Source organism: Rathayibacter sp. AY1F6 (genome assembly GCF_002932035.1).
GTDB lineage: Bacteria > Actinomycetota > Actinomycetes > Actinomycetales > Microbacteriaceae > Rathayibacter.
Genome location: NZ_PSVD01000002.1, coordinates 54,795 through 74,301, shown reverse-complemented (window position 1 = coordinate 74,301; position 19,507 = coordinate 54,795). Strand labels below are relative to the sequence as shown.

Below are 19,507 nucleotides of genomic sequence, written 5' to 3'. Positions count from 1 at the left end.
CCTACCTCTTCTGATCCGCTCGACCGACCGAAGGACACGATCGTGACTCTCCTCGCGACTCCCGGGCTCCGCCCCGCGACCCCCGGGCACCGCCCCGCGGATCCGGCGGCCCTCCGGGCGGCGGCCTCGACCGAGCGGCTGCTCGGCGGCGGACGCCACCGCGTCGCCGCGATCGACCGCCCCGCCTTCGCCGGCCGGAACGCGTCGTGGACGATGACCCTCGACGACGGCGCCCGCGTCTTCGTCAAGCACGTCTCGCCCCGGACGGCGGGCCCCGCGGCCTTCCGCCGCTCCAGGGACTTCGCCGGCTTCGTCGCCCGGAGCCCCGAGCACGCCCCGGCCGGACCCCGCCTGCTGGCGGCCGACGAGGACGACTCCCTGCTGGTGTTCGAGCACTGCCCCGGCACCAGCCTGGCCCTCCTGCTCGTGGAGGAGCGCGTCCCCGCGGACTTCCCCGAACAGGCCGGCCGGCTCCTGGCCCGGCTGCACGCCGGCCCGGTGGCGGGCCTCACCGCGACCTCGCACCCCAGCCCTCCCGTCGAGATGCTGCGCGTCGGCATCCCGCACACCCGCTACGTCGACCTCACCCTCGCCGAGCTCGCCTTCTGGGGCGACCTGCAGCACGACGAGCAGCTCGTCTCGGCCACGGAGGATCTCCGCGAGTGGGAGAGCGGCAACCGCACGGCCCCGATCCACGGCGACCTCCGCCTCGACCAGTTCCACCTCCGCGACGGGCGCCTCCAGCTGCTCGACTGGGAGGAGTTCGGGATCGGGGATCCGGCCCGCGACCTCGGCACGCTGGCGGGGGAGTGGATCCACCGCGCGGTGCTCGACACCGTGACCACCCGGGAGGGCGCCTCCGCTCCTCCCCTCGCCTTCGACACCGCGGCCGCGGACGCCCGCATCGCGGAGCGGATGGCGGCACTGGTCCCGAGGATCCGGCGGATGTGGCTCGCCTACGCCGCCGAGACCGCCGGCGCGGACGACGCCCTCGCCGTCCGCGCCACCGCCCACCTGGGCTGGCACCTCGTCGACCGCACCCTCGCCCGGGCCTCGATGGTCTCCCGCCTCCCCGGGATCGAGCGGGCCGCCGCCGGCATCGGCCGCCGCGTCCTGCTCGCCCCCTCCGCCTACTCCACCGCCCTCGGATTCGACAGGAGCCCGCGATGACCGCCCTCACCACCCGCTCCGTCCTCGACGAGGCCGTGATCAGCGTCGACGCCGCCCGGCTGCGGGCCGAGGTCGACGGGACCGTGATCGAGGCCACCGGGCCGATCGAGCTGCGGGCCCGACTCGCCGCCACCGTCTACACCCACCTGCACCTCCGGAACCCGCTGCTCGGCGAGACCGCCGGAGGCGACGGCCAGGACCTCGCCCCCCGGCTGATCGACGCGATCCCGCACCGCACGGTCCTGCAGCCCGCTCCCTCCGGGGTGCTCGGCTCCGCCACCGTGCAGGGGGAGGAGCGCCGGGTCGTCGAGCTGGGCCGCGTCCGGGTCCTCGTGCCCGAGGTCGATCTCGTCCGCTCCGCCGACGGGGCCGTCGCCGGCGTCCGGCTGCCGAGCTGGCGCACCCGCACCACTCCCGGCTACCTCCTCGCCCTCGGCCCGATGGGACTCGATCCCGCCGACCGGGTCGTGCGCCTCTCGCTCGTCGCCGACTCGGCGGAGGACGCGCTCGCCCTGTGGGGCCCGCTCCTGGAGGCGCTCGCCGCCACCGGAGCCCGCCACCAGGCCAAGGCGCTCTCGGACCCGCGGGCCTTCCCCCGCTCCGACGCCCTCGTCGTCTACCTGCCCGCCGACTCCGCCGACGACGTCGCCCGGAGGATCACTCCGCTGCTCGATGCCCGGCCCTCGCCCCGCACCGCCGTCTCGGCCTTCGCCGAGAGGCTCGCCGACGGCCTCGCCTACGCCGAGGACCCGGCCGACGAGCGCTCCTCCTACCGCGGACTGAGCTTCGGCCAGCACCGCTCCCGCGTCCTCGCCGAAGCGATCCTGCGCTCCTCGGCCGAGACGATCCCCGCCGCCGACGCCTGGGCCGACGCCGCCCGCGCCGCGCGCATCGACCCGGACCGCCCGGGACTCACCGCCCGCTAGGGCCCCACGAACCTCCCCTCGATCCCGAGGGGACCACCACCTCAGCCCGAGGTACTCCACGAAAGGGACACATCATGACCACCATCTCCACCGACGCCCAGTCCGCCGACCTCACCGCCCTCGCGGGAGCGCACGACACCTTCGCCACCGTCGACGAGCTCGGCTCGGACGCCGCGACCGAGGCGCCCGCCACCACGCCCCTGTGCGTCGGCATCATCGTCGGCGCCACCCTCGGCGCGGGCTGCTGACCCGGCCCTCCTCCCGCCCGGGTGCTCCCGCAGCACCCGCTCCCCGGCCCTCCGGCCGGACCACCCGCACCACTCCCCGCACGACCCGGCGGATCCGCCGCCACCACTCATCCAAGGAGAACACCATGTCGACCATCACCGCCCAGACCGTCCAGCCCGCCGACCTCGCCGAGCTCGCCACCGCCCACGACACCTTCACCGCCGCCGACGAGATCGGCACCGACGCCGCCTCCGAGGCGCCCGCCACCACCCCGTTCTGCGCCGGCGTCATCATCGGCGTCACCCTCACCGCAGGGTGCTGACGGGCACGGGGCGACCGGTCCTCGACCGCGTCGCCCCGGCCCCTCCCGGGCGCGTGCCGTCCGCTCGTGCCGTCCGCCCATCCCCGTCCGCCCTTTCCGCGGGCACGGTCCGCCCGTCCCCGTCCGCCCTTTCCGCGGGCACGGTCCGCCCATCCCCGTCCGCCCTTTCCGCGGGCACGGTCCGCCCGTCCGCCGCCGTCCTCACCGCCGGCCGCGACCCGATCCGCCCTCCCGCCCGCCGCCCTCTGAGGAGACCGCCATGACCACCCCGCCCGGTGCGCAGAGCGCCGCACTCTCCGACCTCTCGCTCGGCCGCTTCGGCTACTCCCGGGTGGCCCTCGTCCTGACCGGCTCCGCCATGACCCAGGTCATGCCCTACTGGATCCAGTGGGCGCGCGCCGCCGCTCCGGCGACCGAGTTCCGCGTGCTCGTCCGCGACTCGGCCTACCGCTTCACCACCCGGCACAACCTGGAGTCGCGACTGCGCGGCCGGATCCAGGACGACCGCTGGGACGACGAGATCGTCGTCGCCCACGTCGACCTCGCCGAGTGGGCCGACCTCATCCTGATCTACCCGGCCACCCTCGACTACGCCTCGCGCCTCGCGCACGGCATCACCGACTCCCCATCGCTGCTCGCGGCCCTCACGACGGAGGCGCCGGTGTGCATCGCTCCGTCGCTCCCGCCGCGGGCGCTCGGCAACCCGGTCGTCGAGTCCACCCTCGCGCTGCTGCGCGAGCCGGCCAACTTCACCGTCATCGACCCCGTGCCCGGGCCGAGCGAGTCCAGCGACACGGCGCTCGCCTGGGTGCCGCCCGCGTTCCCCGCGGTGCTGCGCCACCTGGAGTCGCTGCGCACGGCACCGGCTGCCGCGGAGGAGGCGAGGTCGGCGTGAGCACCACCGCCCCTCCGCGGGCCCTCGTCACCGGGCTGCTCGTCACCGAGCTCTCGGCCGGACCCGACGGGACCACCGTCTGGACCCGCCGCCTCGGAGAGCAGGCGCCGCTGCCGTTCTCGCCGGTGCCCGTCCGCCTCGCAGCGCCCGATCCCCGGATCGTGCCGGGAGGCGCCGACCCGTCGATCCGCCGCTACCGCACCACCGCCCGCGCCCTGCTGCCCGCGCTCCTCCACGAGCTGTCGGAGGAGGCGCTCGTCTCCGTCGGCCGCGAGTGGAAGGGTGCGCTGGACGCGCTCCACGGCGCCCGGCCCGCCGGGGAGCCGCTCCCTCCGCGTCCGCTGCAGCGCGCCCGCGGCTGGCTCGCCGGTGGCTGGGCGCCCGCCGCCGAGGAGCTCGGCGCCGGCGGTCTCCTCGAGCTCGCCGACTGGGCGGAGGCGGTCGTCGCCTCGCCGGCCGCGGTCGTGGTCCACGGCCACCCCGGCCTCGCCCACCTCGTCGTCGACGGGACCCGCGTCGCTCTGCTCACGGGCGAGGACGTCGGGCTCGCCGACCCGGTCTGGGACGCCGCCTGGGTGCTCGGGGAGCTCGCAGAGCTGCACGCCTTCCACCCCGCGCTCCGCCCGGCCCTCGACGCGCTCCGCCGCGGACTCTCGCTCGAGGAGGACCACGACGCCGAGCTGCTGCGCGTCGGCACCGCGTTCCGGCTGGCCCAGCACGCCGTCGACTGGCACCGCTCCGGGGGCGCCAGCAGCGATCAGGCGCGGCTGCTGCTGCGCCTGTCCGCCGCACAGCTGGGGGAGCGGGCGGAATGAGCGCCCGCGACGTCCCGACCCTGTCCGCCGCCCTGCCCTCCGGCGCCCGCGCGCTCGTCGTGCACCGGCCGGAGGTCCGCAACGACTCGGTCGCCCTCGCCGTGCCCGCCGGCATGCGCCACGAGCGCGACGGCGAGGAGGGGATGCTGCACCTGATCGAGCACCTCGTCTACCAGGACAGTGAGGGGGTCGCCGGTCTCGTCCGGCAGACCCGCGTCGCCGAGAGCGGCGGCGTCCTCGGCGGTCACACGCACCTCGACTACTCCGAGTTCTTCGAGACGGGTTCTCCCGGGTCGGCCGCCGTGATCGCGGAGCGGCTCGTCGAGCAGGTCTTCCGCCCCGCCTTCCGGCCGGAGCAGATCGCGGAGCAGATCCGCGCGGTCGCCTCTGAGCGGGCCGCGCGCCTCGCCCCCGCTCCGGGCGGCGTGCTGCCGTGGCCGCACCTGACCGCCCGCTACTGGGCCGACGCCCCGAACGCGCACGACGGCAGCGGCGACCTCGACCTCGAGGGCCGCGCGACCGAGCCCGTCCTGCGCGCGCTGCACAGGCGCCACTACCGCCCGGCTGGCTCCGTGCTGGTCGGCGTCACGGCCGACGACCCCGCCCGGCTCCTGGACCGCCTGGTCGCGGCCCTCGCGGAGACGCCCGATCGCGCGGCAGGACCGATCGCCGTCCCACCTGGGACGGCCCGCCCCGAGTACCGCGCCGAGCCCGCCGCCCGCCGGCTCGCCGCGACCGCCGCCGCGCCGTCGACCCGCGTCTCCGACGAGCTGCTCGGCGACCTGATCGCCGCCGAGGCGCTCGCTGCGCAGGCCGGACTCGACGCGAGCGCCGGACTCTTCGGCCCGGGCGACACCGTCGCCGACGACCTCTTCGTGCTGGTCGACGACACCGCCGTGCCCGTCGATCCGTGGCACCGCCTCCGCGCCCTCGCGGTGAGCGACGACTCCGCTCTCGAGCACGCCCGGCACCGCGCGGTGCTGCGTGCGGAGCGGCTGGTGCACGACGACGAGCGTCTGGCCCGCACCGTCGCCCGGGATGCCCTGCTGCGCGGTGCGCCCGGCTTCGCGGGCGAGCTCGTCGACTCCCTCGCCGCGCGGCCGCCGCGCCCGCTGCTCGCGGACGCCGCGGCCCGCCTCGCCGAGCAGCCCTTCGCCGCACTGGGCGTTCCCGCCGCCTCCACCCGTCCCGGAAGGAGGAGCCCATGACCGCCGCACCCCCGCTCGCCGTCGTCGACGAGCGCTCCCGCTTCGCCGTCGTCGCCCTCGGCTGGCGCGACCCGGCCGGAGACGACGGGCCCGACCGCGCTGCCCGCCTCCGCTCGGCCGTTCCCCCCGGAGCGGTCTCGCTCGCGTGGACGGCGACGGCCGGGGCGCAGAGCCTCACCGCGGTGCTCCCTCCGGAGGGCGCTGCGGCCTGGACCGCCCTGACGCTCGAGCGCGCCCAGGGAGCCGGGGATCCGGTGCTCGCCGTGGTCGGGCCCGAACGCGCCGTCTGCGAGACGTCCCGGCCCGTCTCCGTGCCCGCCGCGGCTCCGCTGCCGAGCGCTCTGCACCAGTCCCGCGAGCAGGGCTACGAGAGCACGATCGTCACCGGCGCGGACCCGTCCGGCGAGGTCGGCCACGCCGCGACATTCCTGGCGCTGTGCCGCCTCACCGCGGGGGCCGAACCGCTCGTCCCCGCCGCACTGCGCTCCGCCGGCGGCGATGCGGTCGCCCAGGTCGCGCGGGGCCTGCGCTCGAGCCGCCCCTCCCTCACCTGGCAGGTCGTCTCCCCGGCCGGCCAGGGCATCCCGACCCTCGAGACCGTGCTGCGCACCGTCCTCGACGGCCGCGCCGCGCACGGGGAGGGAGCACGCGCCGCGCACGCGTTCGCGCGGGCGAACCTCCTCCGCGCCTGGCGGTCGCCCGAGACTCTCGCGCGCACCCTGGTGGAGTACGAGGTGATGGGCTGGGGCGGCGCCCTGGTGCTCGATCCGGAGCCGGCGCTCGCCGCGGTCGACGAGAGTGCGCTCGAGCGGGCGGTCGCGGGGCTCGTGCGGCCCGTCGCCGACGTGGTCGGCTGGGGCTGAATCCGGCGGGCTCGATCAGCTCCGGCCGGGACGCGTCCCCAGGTCGACGAGCCCGTGCTCGATCGCCGAGACCAGGATCTGCACCCGGTCGCGCACGCCCAGCTTCTCCATCACCTTCACGAACCGCGCCTTCACGGTCGACTCGGTGACGAACAGCTCCTGCGCCATCTCGCGGTTGCTCATCCCGCGGGCGAGCAGGCGGATCACCTCGAGCTCCTTCTCGGTGAGCGCCTCGAGCAGATCGGGGTCCGGCACCGTCTCCGCCGGCACCGACTCCTCGAGCCCCTTCACCACGTGGCGCGTGACCTCGGCGGAGAGCACGGACTCGCCCGCGAGCACCGCGTGCACCGCCGCGATGATCTCCCGCGGCTTCGTATCCTTGACCAGGTAGCCGGAGGCGCCCGCGCGGAGCAGGTCGACGACGTAGCGGTCCGTGGTGAACGTGCTGAGCCCGAGGATCGCGATGCCCGGGTGCTCGGCGTGGATCCGCTCGGTCGCGGCGACGCCGTTCATGACCGGCATCTGCATGTCCATCAGGATCAGGTCGGGCTGGAGCGTCGCCGCCTGCTGCACCGCGATCCTCCCGTCGGAGGCCTCGCCCACCACCTCGATCGCCGGGTCCTGCGAGAGGTAGTCGCGGAGGATCTCGCGGGTCATCGATTCGTCGTCCACCAGCAGCACGCGGGTCATCGCTCTCGTCCTTCGTCGGTCGCCCCCGCGACGAGCGCACCGGACGCCCGGCCCTCGAGGGGGATGGTCATGGTCGTAGTCCAGCGGCCGCCGCGGGCTCCCGCATCCAGCCGCCCGCCGAAGACGGCGCAGCGGGCCGACATCGCCTCGATCCCGAGGTGCGAGGAGACGATCGGAGCCGCGGAGGCGATCGCGTTGGAGGAGCTCAGCTGCACCTCGCCCCCCGACACCTCGAGCCGGAGCTGCACCTCACCGGCGGTGTCGCCGTGCTTGAGCACGTTCGTGCCCAGCTCCCGGACCGTGCGCCGCAGCACCTGGCGGAGGCTCGCGGGCACCTGCGCCACGGAGCCCGCCACGTCGAGGCGGACTCGGAAGCCCGCGCGCTCGATCGCGTCGGCGACGTTCCGCACGTCGTGGACGAAGCCGACGGCGGTGGTCGTGGCGCCCGAGACCTCCGGGGTCCCGAGCAGGTCGGAGTCGCCGCGGGCGGGAGCGCCTGCCTCGTCCTCGTCCTGGAGGAGCGTCACGAGGCTCCGCAGATCCTGCAGCGCCTGCTGCGCCGCGTCGCCGATGCTCTCGAGGATGCGCTCGGTCTTGGCCGGGTCCTCGACCGAGGTCGCGCGGCGGGCCTGCATGGCGATGATGGTCACCTCGTGCGCGACGATGTCGTGCAGCTCGTGCGCGAGCCGGGTCCGCTCCTCGTTGCGGATCCGCGCCTGCTCCTCCTGGATGCGGTCGGCCCGGCGCTCGCTCCGCTCGCTGCGGCCCCGGAAGGCGTTCAGGCCCAGCCCGGCGGTGCCGCCGAAGAGGACGAACGCGCCCAGGACGTAGACGGCCGTGCCCATGGCGCGGTCGACGAGCAGCACCGCGGGCAGGAGGACGAGGGTGCCGAGCACGAAGACGAGCCCCGCGCGCCAGGGGAGGAGGAAGGTGACGAAGCCGACCACCACGATGGTCGGGAAGATCAGCGCCGCGAGCAGCAGCGGCGGGGCGCCGAGCATCAGGACGACGGCGTAGACGAGGTAGAGCGAGACCGCCGCGGGGATCGCGCCGGCGAGCAGCGCCAGGAGCGGCAGGTAGGGGAGCGCCAGCTCGATCCAGCCGCGGACCGACGTGAGGTCGACGCTGCCGCCCATCAGGTCGATGACGACGAGGAGCGTGAAGGAGCCGAGCAGGAGGGACCGGGTGATCCACCCGCCGGGCAGCGTCCGCACGTCGTTCGTCCACCGCGTCGTCCCCACCACGGGACCAGGGTACCGAAGCCTCCCCCGAGCCCCGTCGGCCTTCCGTACAAGGGCGGACTGGTCTTTCGTACAGGAGCGGTGCGACGGGGCGTCGCCATGCTGGTGGAGCGGTCGAGCCGATCGCACCCCTCGATCACAGGAGAACGACCATGGCCCCGATCCTCGCCGCCGCCGCACTCGCCCTCGGAGCCGTCCTCGCTCCCGCCGCTGCTCCTGCCGCCGCTCCCGTGCAGGCCGCCTCGTCCGCCGGCGTGCAGACGGTCGCCGCCTCCTACGAGCTGCCGAAGGTGCAGAAGCCGGGCGGCATGGAGTCGATCCAGGACCGCGGCGCCCTCTGCAACCTCTTCGGGATGTGCTGAGCGCAGCTCTCGGACCGGGTCAGCCCTTCAGCGGGTCGTTGCCCCAGTTCATCAGGGAGTAGCGCCACTTCGTCTCGGTGACATCGCCCGAGGGACGCTGCTTCGCGTGCCGGTGCACGTAGCCGACGACCTTCGTCATGTGGGCGTAGTCGTCGTCGCTCAGGTCGGCCTGCTTCGTGCCGAGCAGGTCGACGATGCGGCGCCCGCTCTCGTGGCCGACGGACTCGCCGCCGCCCTCCGGCTTCTGGCCGACCTCCTTCGACTCGTCGGTGCCGAGCCACTCCTCGAGCTCCTTCGCGGTCATGTTCACGGCGTCGTGGAACTCGTCGCGGGTCGTCCGCTTCTCGTCGTCGGTGGGCATCGCGGGGCTCCTCGGGTCGGTCGGTCCGGGTCGGTCGGTGACCTCCAGCGGAGCGTGTCGGAGGGGGAGAGGTCAAGCCCCGTGCGCGGTTCCAGGGCGCGCGTAGCGTCGGAGGAGTCCGCACCAGCCGACCACCGCCGGCGTCCGCCGCCGGCAGAGAAGAGGCCCACATGCCCTCCCGCAACACCCTCGTCCGCAGTCTCCACGACCTCGGAGCCGCCGCCTGGTTCGGCGGCTCGCTCATGGGCGCCGTCGGCCTGAACGGCGCCGCGTCCACCTCGTCCGACCCGGCGGAGCGCCTCCGCCTCTCCTCGAACGGCTGGGCCCGCTGGACCCCTGTGCAGCTCGCCGCGATCGCCGCCCACGGCGTCGGCGGTATCGGACTCGTCCTCGCCAATAAGACCCGCCTGGCCAACCAGCAGGAGAGCCGCACGAACACCGTCGTCAAGACCGTCGTGACCGGGCTCGCCGGTGCCGCCTCGGTGATCGCCGCGGTCGCCGGAGTGACGCAGGCCAAGCACGCCGACGAGGGCGCCCCCGGCGTGACCGAGGCGTCGGAGCGGAACTCGCAGGAGCTGACCACGGCCCTCCGCGTGCAGAAGGTCACCCAGTGGGCCATCCCCGTGCTGACCGCCGTCATCATCGTCCTCGGCGCCCAGCAGGGCGAGCAGCAGCGCCCCGTGAAGGGCCTCTTCGAGACCACGGCGCGGATGTTCCGCAAGTAGTCCCCGCGCTCGCGCGCAGACCGTCGGCCGAGAGTGCCCGCCGTCCCCCGAGGGTGGAGGGCGGCTGCTCTCGGCCGACGTTCTGCGCGCGGGGTCCGGCTAGCGGCAGTGTCCGCGGCTGCTGCGGGGTCGCCGTGGGGATCGCCGAGGCGGACGCGCCTGTGCTGATCTGCTCGGCGACCACCCCGCCGTGAAGGGTGATGCGGCAGCTGATCCCGCCCTGGTCATCGGAGTTTCAAGGCGCCGATCCCGCCGATCAGGGAAGCGGGGCCGGAACCGACTCCGGTCCTCCTCGGACGGGGGCGGCGAAGTCGTCGCACGACTGAGGGCCCGACCGCGGCCGGGGAGTGGAGTGGTATCGCCCGTACGCACGGAGGCGATCCGATTGACCCCGCTATCTCTACATAGGTAGCGTCATCCGTGTGCAGCCACTCCCTCGCCTCACGCCCGCCACGGCGGACGTCCTCCGGACCCTCCTCGATGCCGACGGCCCGACCTGGGGCATGGTCGTGATCAAGGCCACCGGGCGACCGGCGGGCAGCGTCTACCCGATCCTGGAGCGGCTCGAGGGAGCGGGCTGGGTGGTCTCGGAGTGGGAGGCCGCGAGCGAGCGGAGCGGCCCGCGTCGCCGGCTCTACGAGCTGACCGCGGAGGGCGCCCCGGCAGCCCGGGCCGCCGTCGAGCGGATGAGGTCGACCGCGCGGACGGCGCCGCGAGCGGCGGAGGCGACCGCGTGAGCGCGCTCCTGCGGCTCCTGTCGCTGCTGCTGCCCCCGCTCGCCCGCGAGCGCTACCTCGAGGAGTGGCGGGCGGACCTGGCCGGGGCCGCCGAGCTGGGACTGCCCCGGCGCGGCGTCGTCCTCGGAGCGCTCGCCCTGCTGGTGAGCGTCGACCGCGACCTGCCCGCGCACACCGGCGAAGCGCGGGGCACGCTTCCGCGCCGCCTCGCCCGCCGCGGACTCGCGCTCTTCGCCGCGGCCGCGCTCATGCTGAGCGGCATCGCGCTGACCGGCGGCGGGATCGTCCCCGAGCCGGGTGCCGCCTCCGACACCGCCCTCGCCGCCGTCGGCGCCGTGCAGACCGCGGTGCTCGTCGCCGCCGTCGCGGTCGCGGTCCTCGGCGCGGTCCACCTCCTCGGCGCCGCGGCGTCGGCCCGCACGGTGCTCGCGCGGATCTCCCTGGTCGCCGCCGTCGTCGGCCCGGTGCTCACCGCGGCCGGCCTCCTCCTCCCCGGACCCCTCGCCCTCGTCGGCCTGCCCGTCTCCCTCGCCGGACTCGTCTGCGGGGCGATCGTCCTCGGCGGCTCGCGGACCATCGCCCTCGCACCGCGGACGGCGACCCGCGCTCAGCGCCTCCCCGTCGCCCTCGCGGGCCTCGCGCTCGTGGCGGCTGTCACGGTGGTGGGCGCGGTGGATCTGCTGGTCTGGAATCCGCAGGCGAAGGTCCCCGGCGTGGCCCTGGCGGAGATCTACGCCACCATGTCCGAGCGCGACGGCTTCGAGTTCGGCTCCCACGCGATCTGGGTCACCGGGTGGGCTGCGTTCTGGACGGCCGCCGCGATCGTCGTGACGGTCGGCGCCCTCGTCGGCCGGAGGTCGCCGCTCACTCCGCGGCGGATCGCGGTGCTCATGCTCGCCCTGGTCGCCGGCGCCGTCGTCTTCCGCTTCTTCGCCGGGTTCGGCTTCGGGATGTCGGTCGCCGACACCTTCGTCACGTCCGGCGGCGACGGCTCCCTGGTCTCGGCCGTCCTGCCGCCGCTCGGACAGCTCGCGCTCGCCGGCGCCGCGATCGCGGTGGGCTGGGCGCCCCGGGTCGCCCGGCCGACGGCGGCCTCCGCGGCCTGACAGTGCTCGTGCCGGAGGAGGGCTTCGCCCGGGCGGCTCGGGATGCGCGAGATCGGGGCGGCCTGCCGACGTACCTCCCTTCGTGGCGAACACGAACGGCCCGTTCCGGCGCGGCCGAGCGCCCGCCGACCTACTCCAGCCGGCGCAGGAAGCGGGCCGGCTGGTCGAGGAAGCCGCGCCAGGTCCGCACCAGGTCGAGGTCGTCGTAGCGGCAAAGGCGCAGGCCCGTCTCGTCGAGCTCGTAGAGGTCGGCTCCGGGGAGGGCCGCGAGGATCGGCGAGTGCGTGGAGAGGACGACCTGCGAGCCGCCGGCGACCAGATCGCGCAGCTGCCCGATCAGGGCGAGGCAGCCCGACACCGAGAGGGCCGACTCCGGCTCGTCGAGGAGCCACAGCCCGCTGATCCGGGAGCGGTTCGCCACGATGTCGAGGAACGACTCGCCGTGGCTCCGCTCGTGGTATCCGCCGTCGATCCCCACCTCCCCCAGGTAGCTGAAGAAGCCGTGCATCGTCTCAGCGCGGAGGAAGAAGCCGCGCTTGGACGCCCCGGCCCCGCGGACCAGCTGGAGGTGCTCGGCCAGGTCCGACTCCGAGGCGCGGGAGGAGTGCATCGCACCCGTGGATCCGCCCTCCGCGTTCAGCCCGTAGGCGAGGGCGACCGCCTCGAGCAGCGTCGACTTGCCCGAGCCGTTCTCGCCGGTGATCACCGTCACCTGGCCGAGATCCCAGCCCTCGGCGAGCACTTGCCGCACGGGCGCGAGCGTCGCGGGCCACCGCGCGAGGTCGGCGGGGTGCTCGGGTCGGGCCTGCACGCGGCGCACCGGGAGGGTCGAGAACACCCGGTCAGTCAAGCAGGTCGACGCTCCAGCCGGCCTCGGCCAGCGCGCGGGCCGTGTCGGCGCGGGGGGAGTAGGGGAGGTCGTCGGCGCCGACCACGCGGTAGTCGGTGTCGCCGGGGCCGACCCAGAGGACGGAGTCGGACGGGCCGGCCCGGTGCAGCGCGGCGCGGACGGCGTCGGCCGGCTCCGCGATCTCGAGCACCTCGCAGCGCTCGACGCGGCGGGCGCCGTCGACCAGGGCGCGGCGGATCCGCGCGGGGTCCTCGAAGCGCGGGTGGTGGTCGGTGACGATCACCAGGTCGGCGCGCTCGGCGGCGGCCCGGCCCATCGGCGCGCGCTTGCTCGGGTCGCGGTCGCCGTCGGCGCCGAGGAGGACGAGCACGCGGCCGGGCGTCACCTCGCGGAGGGCGTCGACAGTGCGCGCGACCGAGTCGGGTGTGTGCGAGAAGTCGAGGAACACCCGCGGCCCGTCGGCGCCGGACACGAGCAGCGTCCGCCCGGGCACGGTGACGTCGATCCCGGAGCCGACCGCTGCGGCCACCCGGTCGCGCGCGTGGCCCGCCTCGATCAGCATCACCAGCGCGAGCGCCGCGTTCGAGGCCATGTGGCGTCCGAGGAGCGGGACGGAGGTGGTCGTCGACCAGCCGTCGCGGGCGGTGAGCCGGAAGCGGGTGCGGTCGACCGCGGTCTCGAGCACGTCGATCCGCCAGTCGGCTCCGTCCCCGGCCGAGAGCGTGACGACCGGGACGGAGGCCTCGCGGGCGACCCGGCGCCCCGCCTCGGTGTCGACGACCACGACGCCGCGGCGGCTCCGCTCGGGCGTGAACAGGCGCTGCTTGGCGCGGAGGTACTCGTCCAGGTCGCCGAAGTCGTCGAGGTGGTCGTGGCTGAGGTTGGTGAAGCCGGCGACGTCGAGCACGATCCCCTCCATCCGCGAGCGCACGAGCGCCTGAGCGCTGACCTCGATCGCCGCCGCCTCGACGCCGTCCTCCGCCATCCGGGCCAGGAGCGCGTGCAGCTCGGAGGCCTCGGGCGTGGTGAGGCGGCTGGCGACGACGTGGTCGGCGCTGCGGCGCTCGGCGGTGGAGCTCAGCCCCGAGACGACGCCCAGCTGCCGGAGCACCGCGTCGAGGAGGTGCACGGTGCTGGTCTTGCCGTTGGTGCCGGTCACGCCGAGGAGCACCGGTCCGCTCCTCGTGCCGTACACCTGCGCGGCGACCGGGCCGAGAGCCGTGCGGGGGTCGTCGCTGAGGAGGACGGGCAGTCCGGAGGCGCGGGCCTCGTCGAGCCCGCCCGCGTCGGTGAGCACGGCGACAGCTCCCGCTGCCGCTGCGTCGGCCGCGAACCGGGCGCCGTGGCTCCTCCTCCCGGGGAGCGCGGCGAAGAGGGCGCCGGGGCCCGCCTCGGTGTGCGCGACGGTCACCGCGGTGATGCGGACGTCGGAGCCGTCGCCGTGGAGGCGGAGCCGATCGCTCGCGAGGTCGGCGAGCGCGACACCGGCGGCGTGGAGCGGTTCGAGGAGCCGGAACACCGGCATGCGGGCCTCCTGCGGGGCGGGCGGGGCGGTGTCGCCGAGGGCCCGCGGGCGCCGCCGGGCGACCGGAGGGGGAGGGCCGGGAGGCCCATGCCCCAGCCTGCGCGCCGCTCCCCCCGATCGGGGAGGCCCTTGCCACCGCTCGCCCGGGCCGCTACCCGCCTCCGCCTACTGCCGCGAGAACGCCTCCTGGTACAGCGCCGCGAGCTCGGGGGAGCTCTCGCCGCTGAGGCCGCAGGTCAGGATCGTGTCGCCGTCGGCCGCGACCAGGTAGTCGACCCCGGTCTCGAAGACGATGGGGGCCCCGTCCACCGCCGTCTCCCTGCCTTGGGTGACCGTGACGCCGTCGCCGACCTCGCCCGCGTAGCGCTCGAGCACGTGCAGGGTGACGGTGCTCCCGTCGATCGAGCGGACCTCGGCCCGGAACGCGAGCTGAGCGGGGGCCAGCGCGGCGGCCGTCACCGGCGAGCACGCGGCCATCGGCCCGTCCGTGCTCGGCAGGATCAGCGTCGAGGTGCTGCCCCCGCCCACGCCGAGCGCGAAGGGCAGCAGGAGGGAGGCGGCGGCCCCGGCGCTCAGCGCGCCGACTCCCACGATCAGCCAGGGGGACCGGCGGCGGGAGTGCACCGTCCGCGTGCCCTCACCCGTCGCGGCGGCGATCTGCTCGGCGAGCTCGTCGCGGTCGAGCGCGGGGAGGCTCCGCGCGGGGTCGACCGTGCGGAGGAGGCGGCGGACGTCCTCGTCGTCGGTTCCGGTCATCGGAGTCCCCCTTCGGGCGCGTGCGGGTCGGTGGAGTCGTAGAGCTCGGCGAAGCGGCGCCGCGCGCGATGGAGGCGGATCGAGACGGCGTTCGCCGTGACTCCGAGGACCGCGGCGATCCCGCGGACGTCGAGCTCCTCCCACGCCCAGAGGCGCAGCAGCTCGGCGTCCTGCTCGCGCATCCGGGCGAGCACGAGGCGCACGGTCTCCTCCGCGCCCGACGCCTCGCCCTCGTCGATGTGCACCTGGGGCGGATCGACGACCGCGATCCGCTGGGCGAGCATGACCTGCCGGCGCTGCATCCGCCGGGCGTTCTGCAGCTGGAGCCGGGCGACGCCGATCGCCCACGGCACCGGGTCGTCCTCGGGGACGTCGGCGCTGCGGCGCCAGAGCGCCGAGAGCGTCGCGGCGAGCACGTCGTCGGCGGTGGCGGAGTCGGTGCGCCGCCAGAGGTAGCGGCGGACGGGATCGGCGACCGCGGCGGCGACCGCGGCGAACCGGTCGGGACCCGCGAGGGGAGCTGGCATGTGCCTCATGCTCCCTCCTGTCCGGGATCGGCGCACATCTTTCACCGGCGCGCCGGGCGGGACTCCGCGCTCTCCCAGCACCGCGGGAGCGCGGGTCGGCGCTCAACGCCGCGAGGTGCCCACGAACTCCAGCCAGCCGGCCACGAACGGCTCGATGTCGTCCACCTCGTTCAACGCGAGAGCGTCCAGGTCGACTCCGCGGCACTCCAGCGTGAGGACGTGCCCCCGCACCCAGGCGGCCGCGCGCACGGCCCCGGCTCCCTCCCACACCTCGAAGGGCTCCGGAGCCCCGTCGACCGGGATCTCCGCGATCCGCGTGGGAGCGGGCAGCGCCTCCGGCTGCACGAACGAGACGGGCGCCTCCTCCCGGCAGCAGAGCAGCGCGACGTCGTGCCGCGGATCGCCGAGGGTCGTGCGGATCTCGACGGAGGGCCCCGGCCCGCCCGGGACCGCGTCGTCGGCGAGGAACGAGAGCCCCCGCGGGCCGCCCGTCAGCGTCCACTCCGCCAGCAGCCGCGGACCGTTCCAGCCCGAGACCGCCCAGAGCGGGAGGTCGCCGAACGACCCGCGGATCCGCGCGACCCGCTCGGCGAGGTGCGCGGAGAACTCCTTCTCGCCGAGACGCCGCGCTCCGTCCATGGCCCGATCGTAGGTCGGGTGCCGCGGCACGGCCAGACCCCTCGCTACTGTGAACGTCGACCCCCGCCTCCCTTCCCCGCCGAGGAGCCCCATGCCCATCTGGACCCTGCACGGAGACGGCCGCACCGTCGAGCCCGGCGCCGTCGTCGCCCCCGGCGAGCGGCTCGCCTGGCCGGCGACGATCGCCATCGGCATCCAGCACGTCGTCGCCATGTTCGGAGCGACGTTCCTCGTGCCCGTGCTCACCGGGTTCCCGGTCGCCACGACCCTGCTCTTCTCCGGAGTCGGGACGCTGCTGTTCCTCTTGATCACGCGCAACCGGCTCCCCAGCTACCTCGGCTCGAGCTTCGCGTTCATCGCGCCCGTCACGGCCGCGACCGCCGTCGGAGGGACGGGGTCGGCGCTCGCCGGAGTCGTCGCCGTGGGCCTCCTCCTGGCCGCCGTCGGCGTCCTCGTGCAGGTCGTCGGCCTCGGCTGGATCGACAGGCTGATGCCGCCGGTCGTCGCCGGCGCGATCGTGGCCCTGATCGGGTTCAACCTGGCTCCGACCGCGTACCTCAGCTTCAAGCAGGCACCGATCACCGGGACGATCACGCTCGCCGCGATCATCCTGTCGAGCGTGTTCCTCCGCGGCTTCCTCGGCCGCGTCTCGATCTTCCTCGGCGTGGTCATCGGCTACGTCGTCGCCCTGCTCCGGAACGAGATCGACTACTCCGCGGTCGGTGCGGCCGACTGGTTCGGGCTGCCGCCGTTCACCTTCCCCGACTTCGCCTCCGGATCCACGTGGTCGGGCATCGCGATGTTCCTGCCGGTCGTGCTCGTCCTCATCGCCGAGAACGTCGGACACGTCCGCGGCGTCGCGACGATGACCGACGCCTCCGCCAACGCCAGCACCGGCCGGGCCCTGATCGCGGACGGTGTGGCGACCACCCTCTCCGGCGCCTTCGGCGGCTCCGGCACCACGACCTACGGCGAGAACATCGGAGTGATGGCGGCCACCCGCGTGTACTCGACGGCCGCCTACTGGGTCGCCGGCGTCACCGCGATCCTGCTCAGCCTCTCGCCCAAGGTCGGCGCCGTCTTCAACTCGATCCCGGCCGGAGTCCTGGGCGGCGCGACCACCGCGCTCTACGGCCTGATCGGCGTGATCGGCATCAAGATCTGGATCGACAACCGCGTCGACTTCTCGCGCCCGGTCAACCAGTACACCGCCGCGGTCTCCCTCGTGATCGCCATCGCCGGCTTCTCGTTCTCCTCCGGTGGCTTCGAGCTCGGCGGCATCGTCCTCGGCGCCGGCGCCGCCCTCGTGATCTACCACCTGGGCAACGCCATCGCCCGCTGGCGTCGCACCGGCGCCGACGACGGCGGCCCCCTCCCCGCCATCGGCCAGCTCGGCGGGGACCCGCAGGACCGCTGACCACGGCCTGCTCCGGCCTGCCGCTCCCGAGACGCCGCCGTGCCGTCCGGACGCCGCCCTCCCGCGGACGTCCCGGCGCGCACGGCGGCGTCTCGGCACCCGACGGAGCCGTCCCGGCGCGCGCACCGCAGCACCGCCTCTGCTTACCACGTTCGGGTCAGTCCGCAACCCGGTGCGCTCCCAGGCGGCTCCCGCCTAACGTCGAGCGTGACGACCGCAGCAGCGGAACGCCGCACACCGAGTGAGACAGCAAGGAGCACCACCGTGCCGCAGATCATCGAGACCGTCGACGTCAACGTCCCCGTGTCCGTCGCCTACAACCAGTGGACCCAGTTCGAGGAGTTCCCGCGCTTCCTCGACGAGGTCGAGTCGATCCAGCAGGTCACCGACACCCTCACCGTCTGGAAGGTGAAGGTCGGCCCCGTCGAGCGCGAGTTCGAGGCGAACATCACCGAGCAGCACCCCGACGAGCGCGTCGCGTGGAACAGCACCGGCGGCGAGACCGACCACGCGGGCGTCGTCACCTTCCACAAGCTCTCCGACACCGAGACCCGCGTCACCGTGCAGCTCGACTGGGAGCCGAAGGGCTTCCTCGAGACGCTCGGCTCGCTCGTCGGCGCCGGCAGCCACGCTGTGAAGAAGGACCTGAACAACTTCAAGGAGTACATCGAGAAGCAGGGCACCCCCGACGGTGCCTGGCGCGGCGACGTCGAGGCCTGAGCCGTGACCGACGCAGCCACCTCGTCCGAGGGCGAGAAGAAGGCGAACGGTCTCGGCGACGACGAGACCATCCCGCACTCCGAGGACGGGCTGGCGGTGGGGGTCTCCGGAGACTCGCACTTCAACCCCGAGGAGGACGCTCCCGAGGAGCCCTCCGAGAGCTGACGCTCTCCTCCGGGGGGCCCGACCGCTCTCCTCCGCGAGATGCCACTTGTGCACATGACACGCCGCGAGGCGTGCACACAGGTGGCATCTCGCGGTTGAAGGCTCAGCGCCAGGCCCGGGTGTACTGCGGGGGCACCGGCAGGTCCGCGCCGAGCTCGTGCGCCATCCGCACCGGAGCGTTCGGGTCGCGCAGCAGCTCGCGGGCGAGCAGCACGACGTCGGCGTCGCCGTTCGCGACCACGCCCTCCGCCTGCTCCGCCGTGGTGATGAGTCCCACGGCGCCGACCAGCGCACCGGTCGCCCTCCGCAGGTCGCGCGCGAACGGCACCTGGTAGAGCGGCGCCACCGGGATGCTGGCGTGCACGAGTCCGCCGGTCGACACGTCGAAGAGGTCCACGCCCTCGGCGCGCGCCCACGCCGAGACGGTGATCGTCTCCTCCAGCGTCCAGCCGCCCTCGGCCCAGTCGGTCGCGGAGAAGCGGACGAGCAGAACGAGCTCCCCGATCTCGGCGCGGACCGCGCGGACGACCTCGAGCAGCAGGCGCGCCCGGTTCTCGAGCGAGCCGCCGTAGGAGTCCTCGCGGGTGTTCGAGAGCGGCGACAGGAACTGATGGAGCAGGTACCCGTGCGCGGCGTGCAGCTCGATCACGTCGAAGCCGGCGTCCGCGGCGCGGCGGGCGGAGGCGCGGAACGCCTCGACGAGGCCGGGCAGCTCCTCCGCGGCCAGCTCGCGCGGCTCCGCGTAGCCCTCGAACGCGACGGCCGAGGGAGCGACGGTCGGCCAGCCGCCGTCCTCCAGCGGCACGGATCCGCGTCCGCTCCACTCGCGGTAGGTCGACGCCTTCCGGCCCGCGTGGGCGAGCTGCACGCCGGCGAGCGCGCCCTGCCCGTGCACGAAATCGACGATCGGAGCCCAGGCGTCGCGCTGCTCGTCGTTCCACAGCCCCGTGTCCCAGGGGCTGATCCGCCCCTCGGGGACGACGGCGGTGGCCTCCGCGATGACGACGCCCGATCCGCCGCGCGCGAGCCCGCCGAGGTGCACGAGGTGCCACGAGGTGGGCACGCCGTCCTGCGCCTCCACCGAGTACTGGCACATCGGTGCCGCCCAGAGGCGGTTGCGCGCGGTCCTCGAGCGGAGCGTCAGCGGCTGGAACAAAGCGGTGTCGGTCATGTCTCTCCTGTCGTGCTTCTCCGCGGAACGCCGCTTCGGTACGCGATACGCCGATGAGGGCGTACGGCGGCGGCATCTCGCGGAGGGG

At 74.8% G+C, this 19,507-nt stretch carries 24 protein-coding genes; 15 read left to right on the top strand and 9 right to left on the bottom strand.

The window, feature by feature from the left end:
* Nucleotides 1-42: 42 nt before the first annotated feature.
* From lxmK to C5C44_RS02495, 8 genes are all read left to right on the top strand, one after another.
* Complete coding sequence (gene lxmK, locus C5C44_RS02520) at nt 43-1,170, top strand: class V lanthionine synthetase subunit LxmK (protein ID WP_258066632.1); 1,128 nt, start codon at nt 43-45, stop codon at nt 1,168-1,170.
* Nucleotides 1,167-2,096, top strand: a complete 930-nt coding sequence (locus C5C44_RS02515; protein ID WP_104335212.1) for a T3SS effector HopA1 family protein — start codon at nt 1,167-1,169, stop codon at nt 2,094-2,096. Before lxmK ends, C5C44_RS02515 begins: the two co-directional genes overlap by 4 nt.
* Nucleotides 2,097-2,170: 74 nt before the next feature.
* Nucleotides 2,171-2,344, top strand: coding sequence for a hypothetical protein (locus C5C44_RS16880; protein ID WP_181027122.1), 174 nt, complete (start codon nt 2,171-2,173; stop codon nt 2,342-2,344).
* Nucleotides 2,345-2,469: 125 nt separating this feature from the next.
* Nucleotides 2,470-2,646: a hypothetical protein gene (locus C5C44_RS16875; protein ID WP_181028725.1), complete on the top strand. Its 177-nt coding sequence runs from the start codon at nt 2,470-2,472 to the stop codon at nt 2,644-2,646.
* 259 nt (nt 2,647-2,905) lie between these two features.
* A complete protein-coding gene (locus C5C44_RS02510; RefSeq protein ID WP_104225100.1) occupies nt 2,906-3,541 on the top strand; it encodes a flavoprotein in 636 nt (211 codons plus the stop codon).
* On the top strand, nt 3,538-4,356 hold the full coding sequence (locus C5C44_RS02505) for a hypothetical protein (RefSeq protein ID WP_104225099.1): 819 nt from the start codon (nt 3,538-3,540) through the stop codon (nt 4,354-4,356). The genes C5C44_RS02510 and C5C44_RS02505 overlap by 4 nt, the downstream gene beginning before the upstream one ends.
* Nucleotides 4,353-5,564 (top strand): pitrilysin family protein, encoded by a 1,212-nt coding sequence (locus C5C44_RS02500; protein WP_104335211.1) that lies wholly within the window; start codon nt 4,353-4,355, stop codon nt 5,562-5,564. Before C5C44_RS02505 ends, C5C44_RS02500 begins: the two co-directional genes overlap by 4 nt.
* The gene (locus C5C44_RS02495) at nt 5,561-6,427 is read left to right on the top strand and encodes a hypothetical protein (protein ID WP_104225097.1); all 867 of its coding nucleotides are present in this window, start codon (nt 5,561-5,563) and stop codon (nt 6,425-6,427) included. The genes C5C44_RS02500 and C5C44_RS02495 overlap by 4 nt, the downstream gene beginning before the upstream one ends.
* 15 nt (nt 6,428-6,442) lie before the next feature.
* Here the strand turns inward: C5C44_RS02495 and C5C44_RS02490 are convergent, their stop codons facing one another.
* Together C5C44_RS02490 and C5C44_RS02485 are read right to left on the bottom strand one after the other, a co-directional pair.
* Nucleotides 6,443-7,117 (bottom strand): response regulator transcription factor, encoded by a 675-nt coding sequence (locus C5C44_RS02490; RefSeq protein ID WP_104225096.1) that lies wholly within the window; start codon nt 7,115-7,117, stop codon nt 6,443-6,445.
* Nucleotides 7,114-8,361, bottom strand: coding sequence for a sensor histidine kinase (locus tag C5C44_RS02485; RefSeq protein WP_258059356.1), 1,248 nt, complete (start codon nt 8,359-8,361; stop codon nt 7,114-7,116). The genes C5C44_RS02490 and C5C44_RS02485 overlap by 4 nt, the downstream gene beginning before the upstream one ends.
* A 149-nt stretch (nt 8,362-8,510) precedes the next feature.
* Here C5C44_RS02485 and C5C44_RS02480 point away from each other — a divergent pair, with 149 nt between their 5' ends.
* Nucleotides 8,511-8,720, top strand: coding sequence for a hypothetical protein (locus C5C44_RS02480; protein ID WP_104225965.1), 210 nt, complete (start codon nt 8,511-8,513; stop codon nt 8,718-8,720).
* A gap of 19 nt (nt 8,721-8,739) precedes the next feature.
* Here C5C44_RS02480 and C5C44_RS02475 read toward each other — a convergent pair whose 3' ends face one another.
* A complete protein-coding gene (locus C5C44_RS02475) occupies nt 8,740-9,081 on the bottom strand; it encodes a DUF3140 domain-containing protein (RefSeq protein ID WP_104246984.1) in 342 nt (113 codons plus the stop codon).
* A gap of 170 nt (nt 9,082-9,251) precedes the next feature.
* Here C5C44_RS02475 and C5C44_RS02470 point away from each other — a divergent pair, with 170 nt between their 5' ends.
* The 3 genes from C5C44_RS02470 to C5C44_RS02460 all read left to right on the top strand — a co-directional run bounded on the left by C5C44_RS02470 (nt 9,252) and on the right by C5C44_RS02460 (nt 11,649).
* Nucleotides 9,252-9,806, top strand: a complete 555-nt coding sequence (locus tag C5C44_RS02470) for a hypothetical protein (protein WP_104335210.1) — start codon at nt 9,252-9,254, stop codon at nt 9,804-9,806.
* Nucleotides 9,807-10,228: 422 nt separating this feature from the next.
* The gene (locus C5C44_RS02465; protein WP_104225962.1) at nt 10,229-10,543 is read left to right on the top strand and encodes a PadR family transcriptional regulator; all 315 of its coding nucleotides are present in this window, start codon (nt 10,229-10,231) and stop codon (nt 10,541-10,543) included.
* The gene (locus C5C44_RS02460) at nt 10,540-11,649 is read left to right on the top strand and encodes a hypothetical protein (protein ID WP_104335209.1); all 1,110 of its coding nucleotides are present in this window, start codon (nt 10,540-10,542) and stop codon (nt 11,647-11,649) included. Before C5C44_RS02465 ends, C5C44_RS02460 begins: the two co-directional genes overlap by 4 nt.
* 130 nt (nt 11,650-11,779) lie before the next feature.
* Here the strand turns inward: C5C44_RS02460 and C5C44_RS02455 are convergent, their stop codons facing one another.
* The 5 genes from C5C44_RS02455 to C5C44_RS02435 form a co-directional block, all read right to left on the bottom strand.
* Nucleotides 11,780-12,487 (bottom strand): AAA family ATPase, encoded by a 708-nt coding sequence (locus tag C5C44_RS02455; RefSeq protein WP_258066631.1) that lies wholly within the window; start codon nt 12,485-12,487, stop codon nt 11,780-11,782.
* A 4-nt stretch (nt 12,488-12,491) separates the two neighbouring features.
* Nucleotides 12,492-14,024, bottom strand: coding sequence for a Mur ligase family protein (locus tag C5C44_RS02450; protein ID WP_104323588.1), 1,533 nt, complete (start codon nt 14,022-14,024; stop codon nt 12,492-12,494).
* A gap of 165 nt (nt 14,025-14,189) precedes the next feature.
* Nucleotides 14,190-14,780: a hypothetical protein gene (locus tag C5C44_RS02445; protein WP_104335208.1), complete on the bottom strand. Its 591-nt coding sequence runs from the start codon at nt 14,778-14,780 to the stop codon at nt 14,190-14,192.
* The gene (locus tag C5C44_RS02440) at nt 14,777-15,307 is read right to left on the bottom strand and encodes an RNA polymerase sigma factor (protein ID WP_181132669.1); all 531 of its coding nucleotides are present in this window, start codon (nt 15,305-15,307) and stop codon (nt 14,777-14,779) included. The genes C5C44_RS02445 and C5C44_RS02440 overlap by 4 nt, the downstream gene beginning before the upstream one ends.
* A 102-nt stretch (nt 15,308-15,409) precedes the next feature.
* Nucleotides 15,410-15,946, bottom strand: a complete 537-nt coding sequence (locus C5C44_RS02435) for a hypothetical protein (protein WP_104335206.1) — start codon at nt 15,944-15,946, stop codon at nt 15,410-15,412.
* A 91-nt stretch (nt 15,947-16,037) separates the two neighbouring features.
* Between C5C44_RS02435 and C5C44_RS02430 the strand changes: the two genes are divergently transcribed.
* The 3 genes from C5C44_RS02430 (at nt 16,038) to C5C44_RS16870 (ending at nt 18,248) form a co-directional block, all read left to right on the top strand.
* A complete protein-coding gene (locus C5C44_RS02430) occupies nt 16,038-17,363 on the top strand; it encodes a uracil-xanthine permease family protein (RefSeq protein WP_104225956.1) in 1,326 nt (441 codons plus the stop codon).
* 264 nt (nt 17,364-17,627) lie between these two features.
* Entirely contained in the window at nt 17,628-18,083 is a 456-nt protein-coding gene (locus C5C44_RS02425; RefSeq protein WP_104224157.1) for an SRPBCC family protein, read from the top strand.
* A 3-nt stretch (nt 18,084-18,086) separates the two neighbouring features.
* Nucleotides 18,087-18,248, top strand: coding sequence for a hypothetical protein (locus C5C44_RS16870; protein ID WP_167299017.1), 162 nt, complete (start codon nt 18,087-18,089; stop codon nt 18,246-18,248).
* Nucleotides 18,249-18,351: 103 nt separating this feature from the next.
* On the opposite strand, the gene C5C44_RS02420 is transcribed toward C5C44_RS16870, so the two are convergent.
* Nucleotides 18,352-19,419, bottom strand: a complete 1,068-nt coding sequence (locus C5C44_RS02420; RefSeq protein WP_104335205.1) for an NADH:flavin oxidoreductase/NADH oxidase — start codon at nt 19,417-19,419, stop codon at nt 18,352-18,354.
* Between the last annotated feature and the right edge of the window lie 88 nt (nt 19,420-19,507).

Coding starts and splice junctions, on each gene's coding strand:
- C5C44_RS02480 (WP_104225965.1), top strand. CDS start 8,511: ATGGCCCCGATCCTCGCCGCCGCCGCACTCGCCCTCGGAGCCGTCCTC.
- C5C44_RS02420 (WP_104335205.1), bottom strand. CDS start 19,419: ATGACCGACACCGCTTTGTTCCAGCCGCTGACGCTCCGCTCGAGGACC.
- C5C44_RS16880 (WP_181027122.1), top strand. CDS start 2,171: ATGACCACCATCTCCACCGACGCCCAGTCCGCCGACCTCACCGCCCTC.
- C5C44_RS02490 (WP_104225096.1), bottom strand. CDS start 7,117: ATGACCCGCGTGCTGCTGGTGGACGACGAATCGATGACCCGCGAGATC.
- C5C44_RS02470 (WP_104335210.1), top strand. CDS start 9,252: ATGCCCTCCCGCAACACCCTCGTCCGCAGTCTCCACGACCTCGGAGCC.
- C5C44_RS02445 (WP_104335208.1), bottom strand. CDS start 14,780: ATGACCGGAACCGACGACGAGGACGTCCGCCGCCTCCTCCGCACGGTC.
- C5C44_RS02495 (WP_104225097.1), top strand. CDS start 5,561: ATGACCGCCGCACCCCCGCTCGCCGTCGTCGACGAGCGCTCCCGCTTC.
- C5C44_RS02475 (WP_104246984.1), bottom strand. CDS start 9,081: ATGCCCACCGACGACGAGAAGCGGACGACCCGCGACGAGTTCCACGAC.
- C5C44_RS02515 (WP_104335212.1), top strand. CDS start 1,167: ATGACCGCCCTCACCACCCGCTCCGTCCTCGACGAGGCCGTGATCAGC.
- C5C44_RS02510 (WP_104225100.1), top strand. CDS start 2,906: ATGACCACCCCGCCCGGTGCGCAGAGCGCCGCACTCTCCGACCTCTCG.
- C5C44_RS02440 (WP_181132669.1), bottom strand. CDS start 15,307: ATGCCAGCTCCCCTCGCGGGTCCCGACCGGTTCGCCGCGGTCGCCGCC.
- C5C44_RS02435 (WP_104335206.1), bottom strand. CDS start 15,946: ATGGACGGAGCGCGGCGTCTCGGCGAGAAGGAGTTCTCCGCGCACCTC.
- C5C44_RS02430 (WP_104225956.1), top strand. CDS start 16,038: ATGCCCATCTGGACCCTGCACGGAGACGGCCGCACCGTCGAGCCCGGC.
- C5C44_RS02450 (WP_104323588.1), bottom strand. CDS start 14,024: ATGCCGGTGTTCCGGCTCCTCGAACCGCTCCACGCCGCCGGTGTCGCG.
- C5C44_RS02500 (WP_104335211.1), top strand. CDS start 4,353: ATGAGCGCCCGCGACGTCCCGACCCTGTCCGCCGCCCTGCCCTCCGGC.
- C5C44_RS16875 (WP_181028725.1), top strand. CDS start 2,470: ATGTCGACCATCACCGCCCAGACCGTCCAGCCCGCCGACCTCGCCGAG.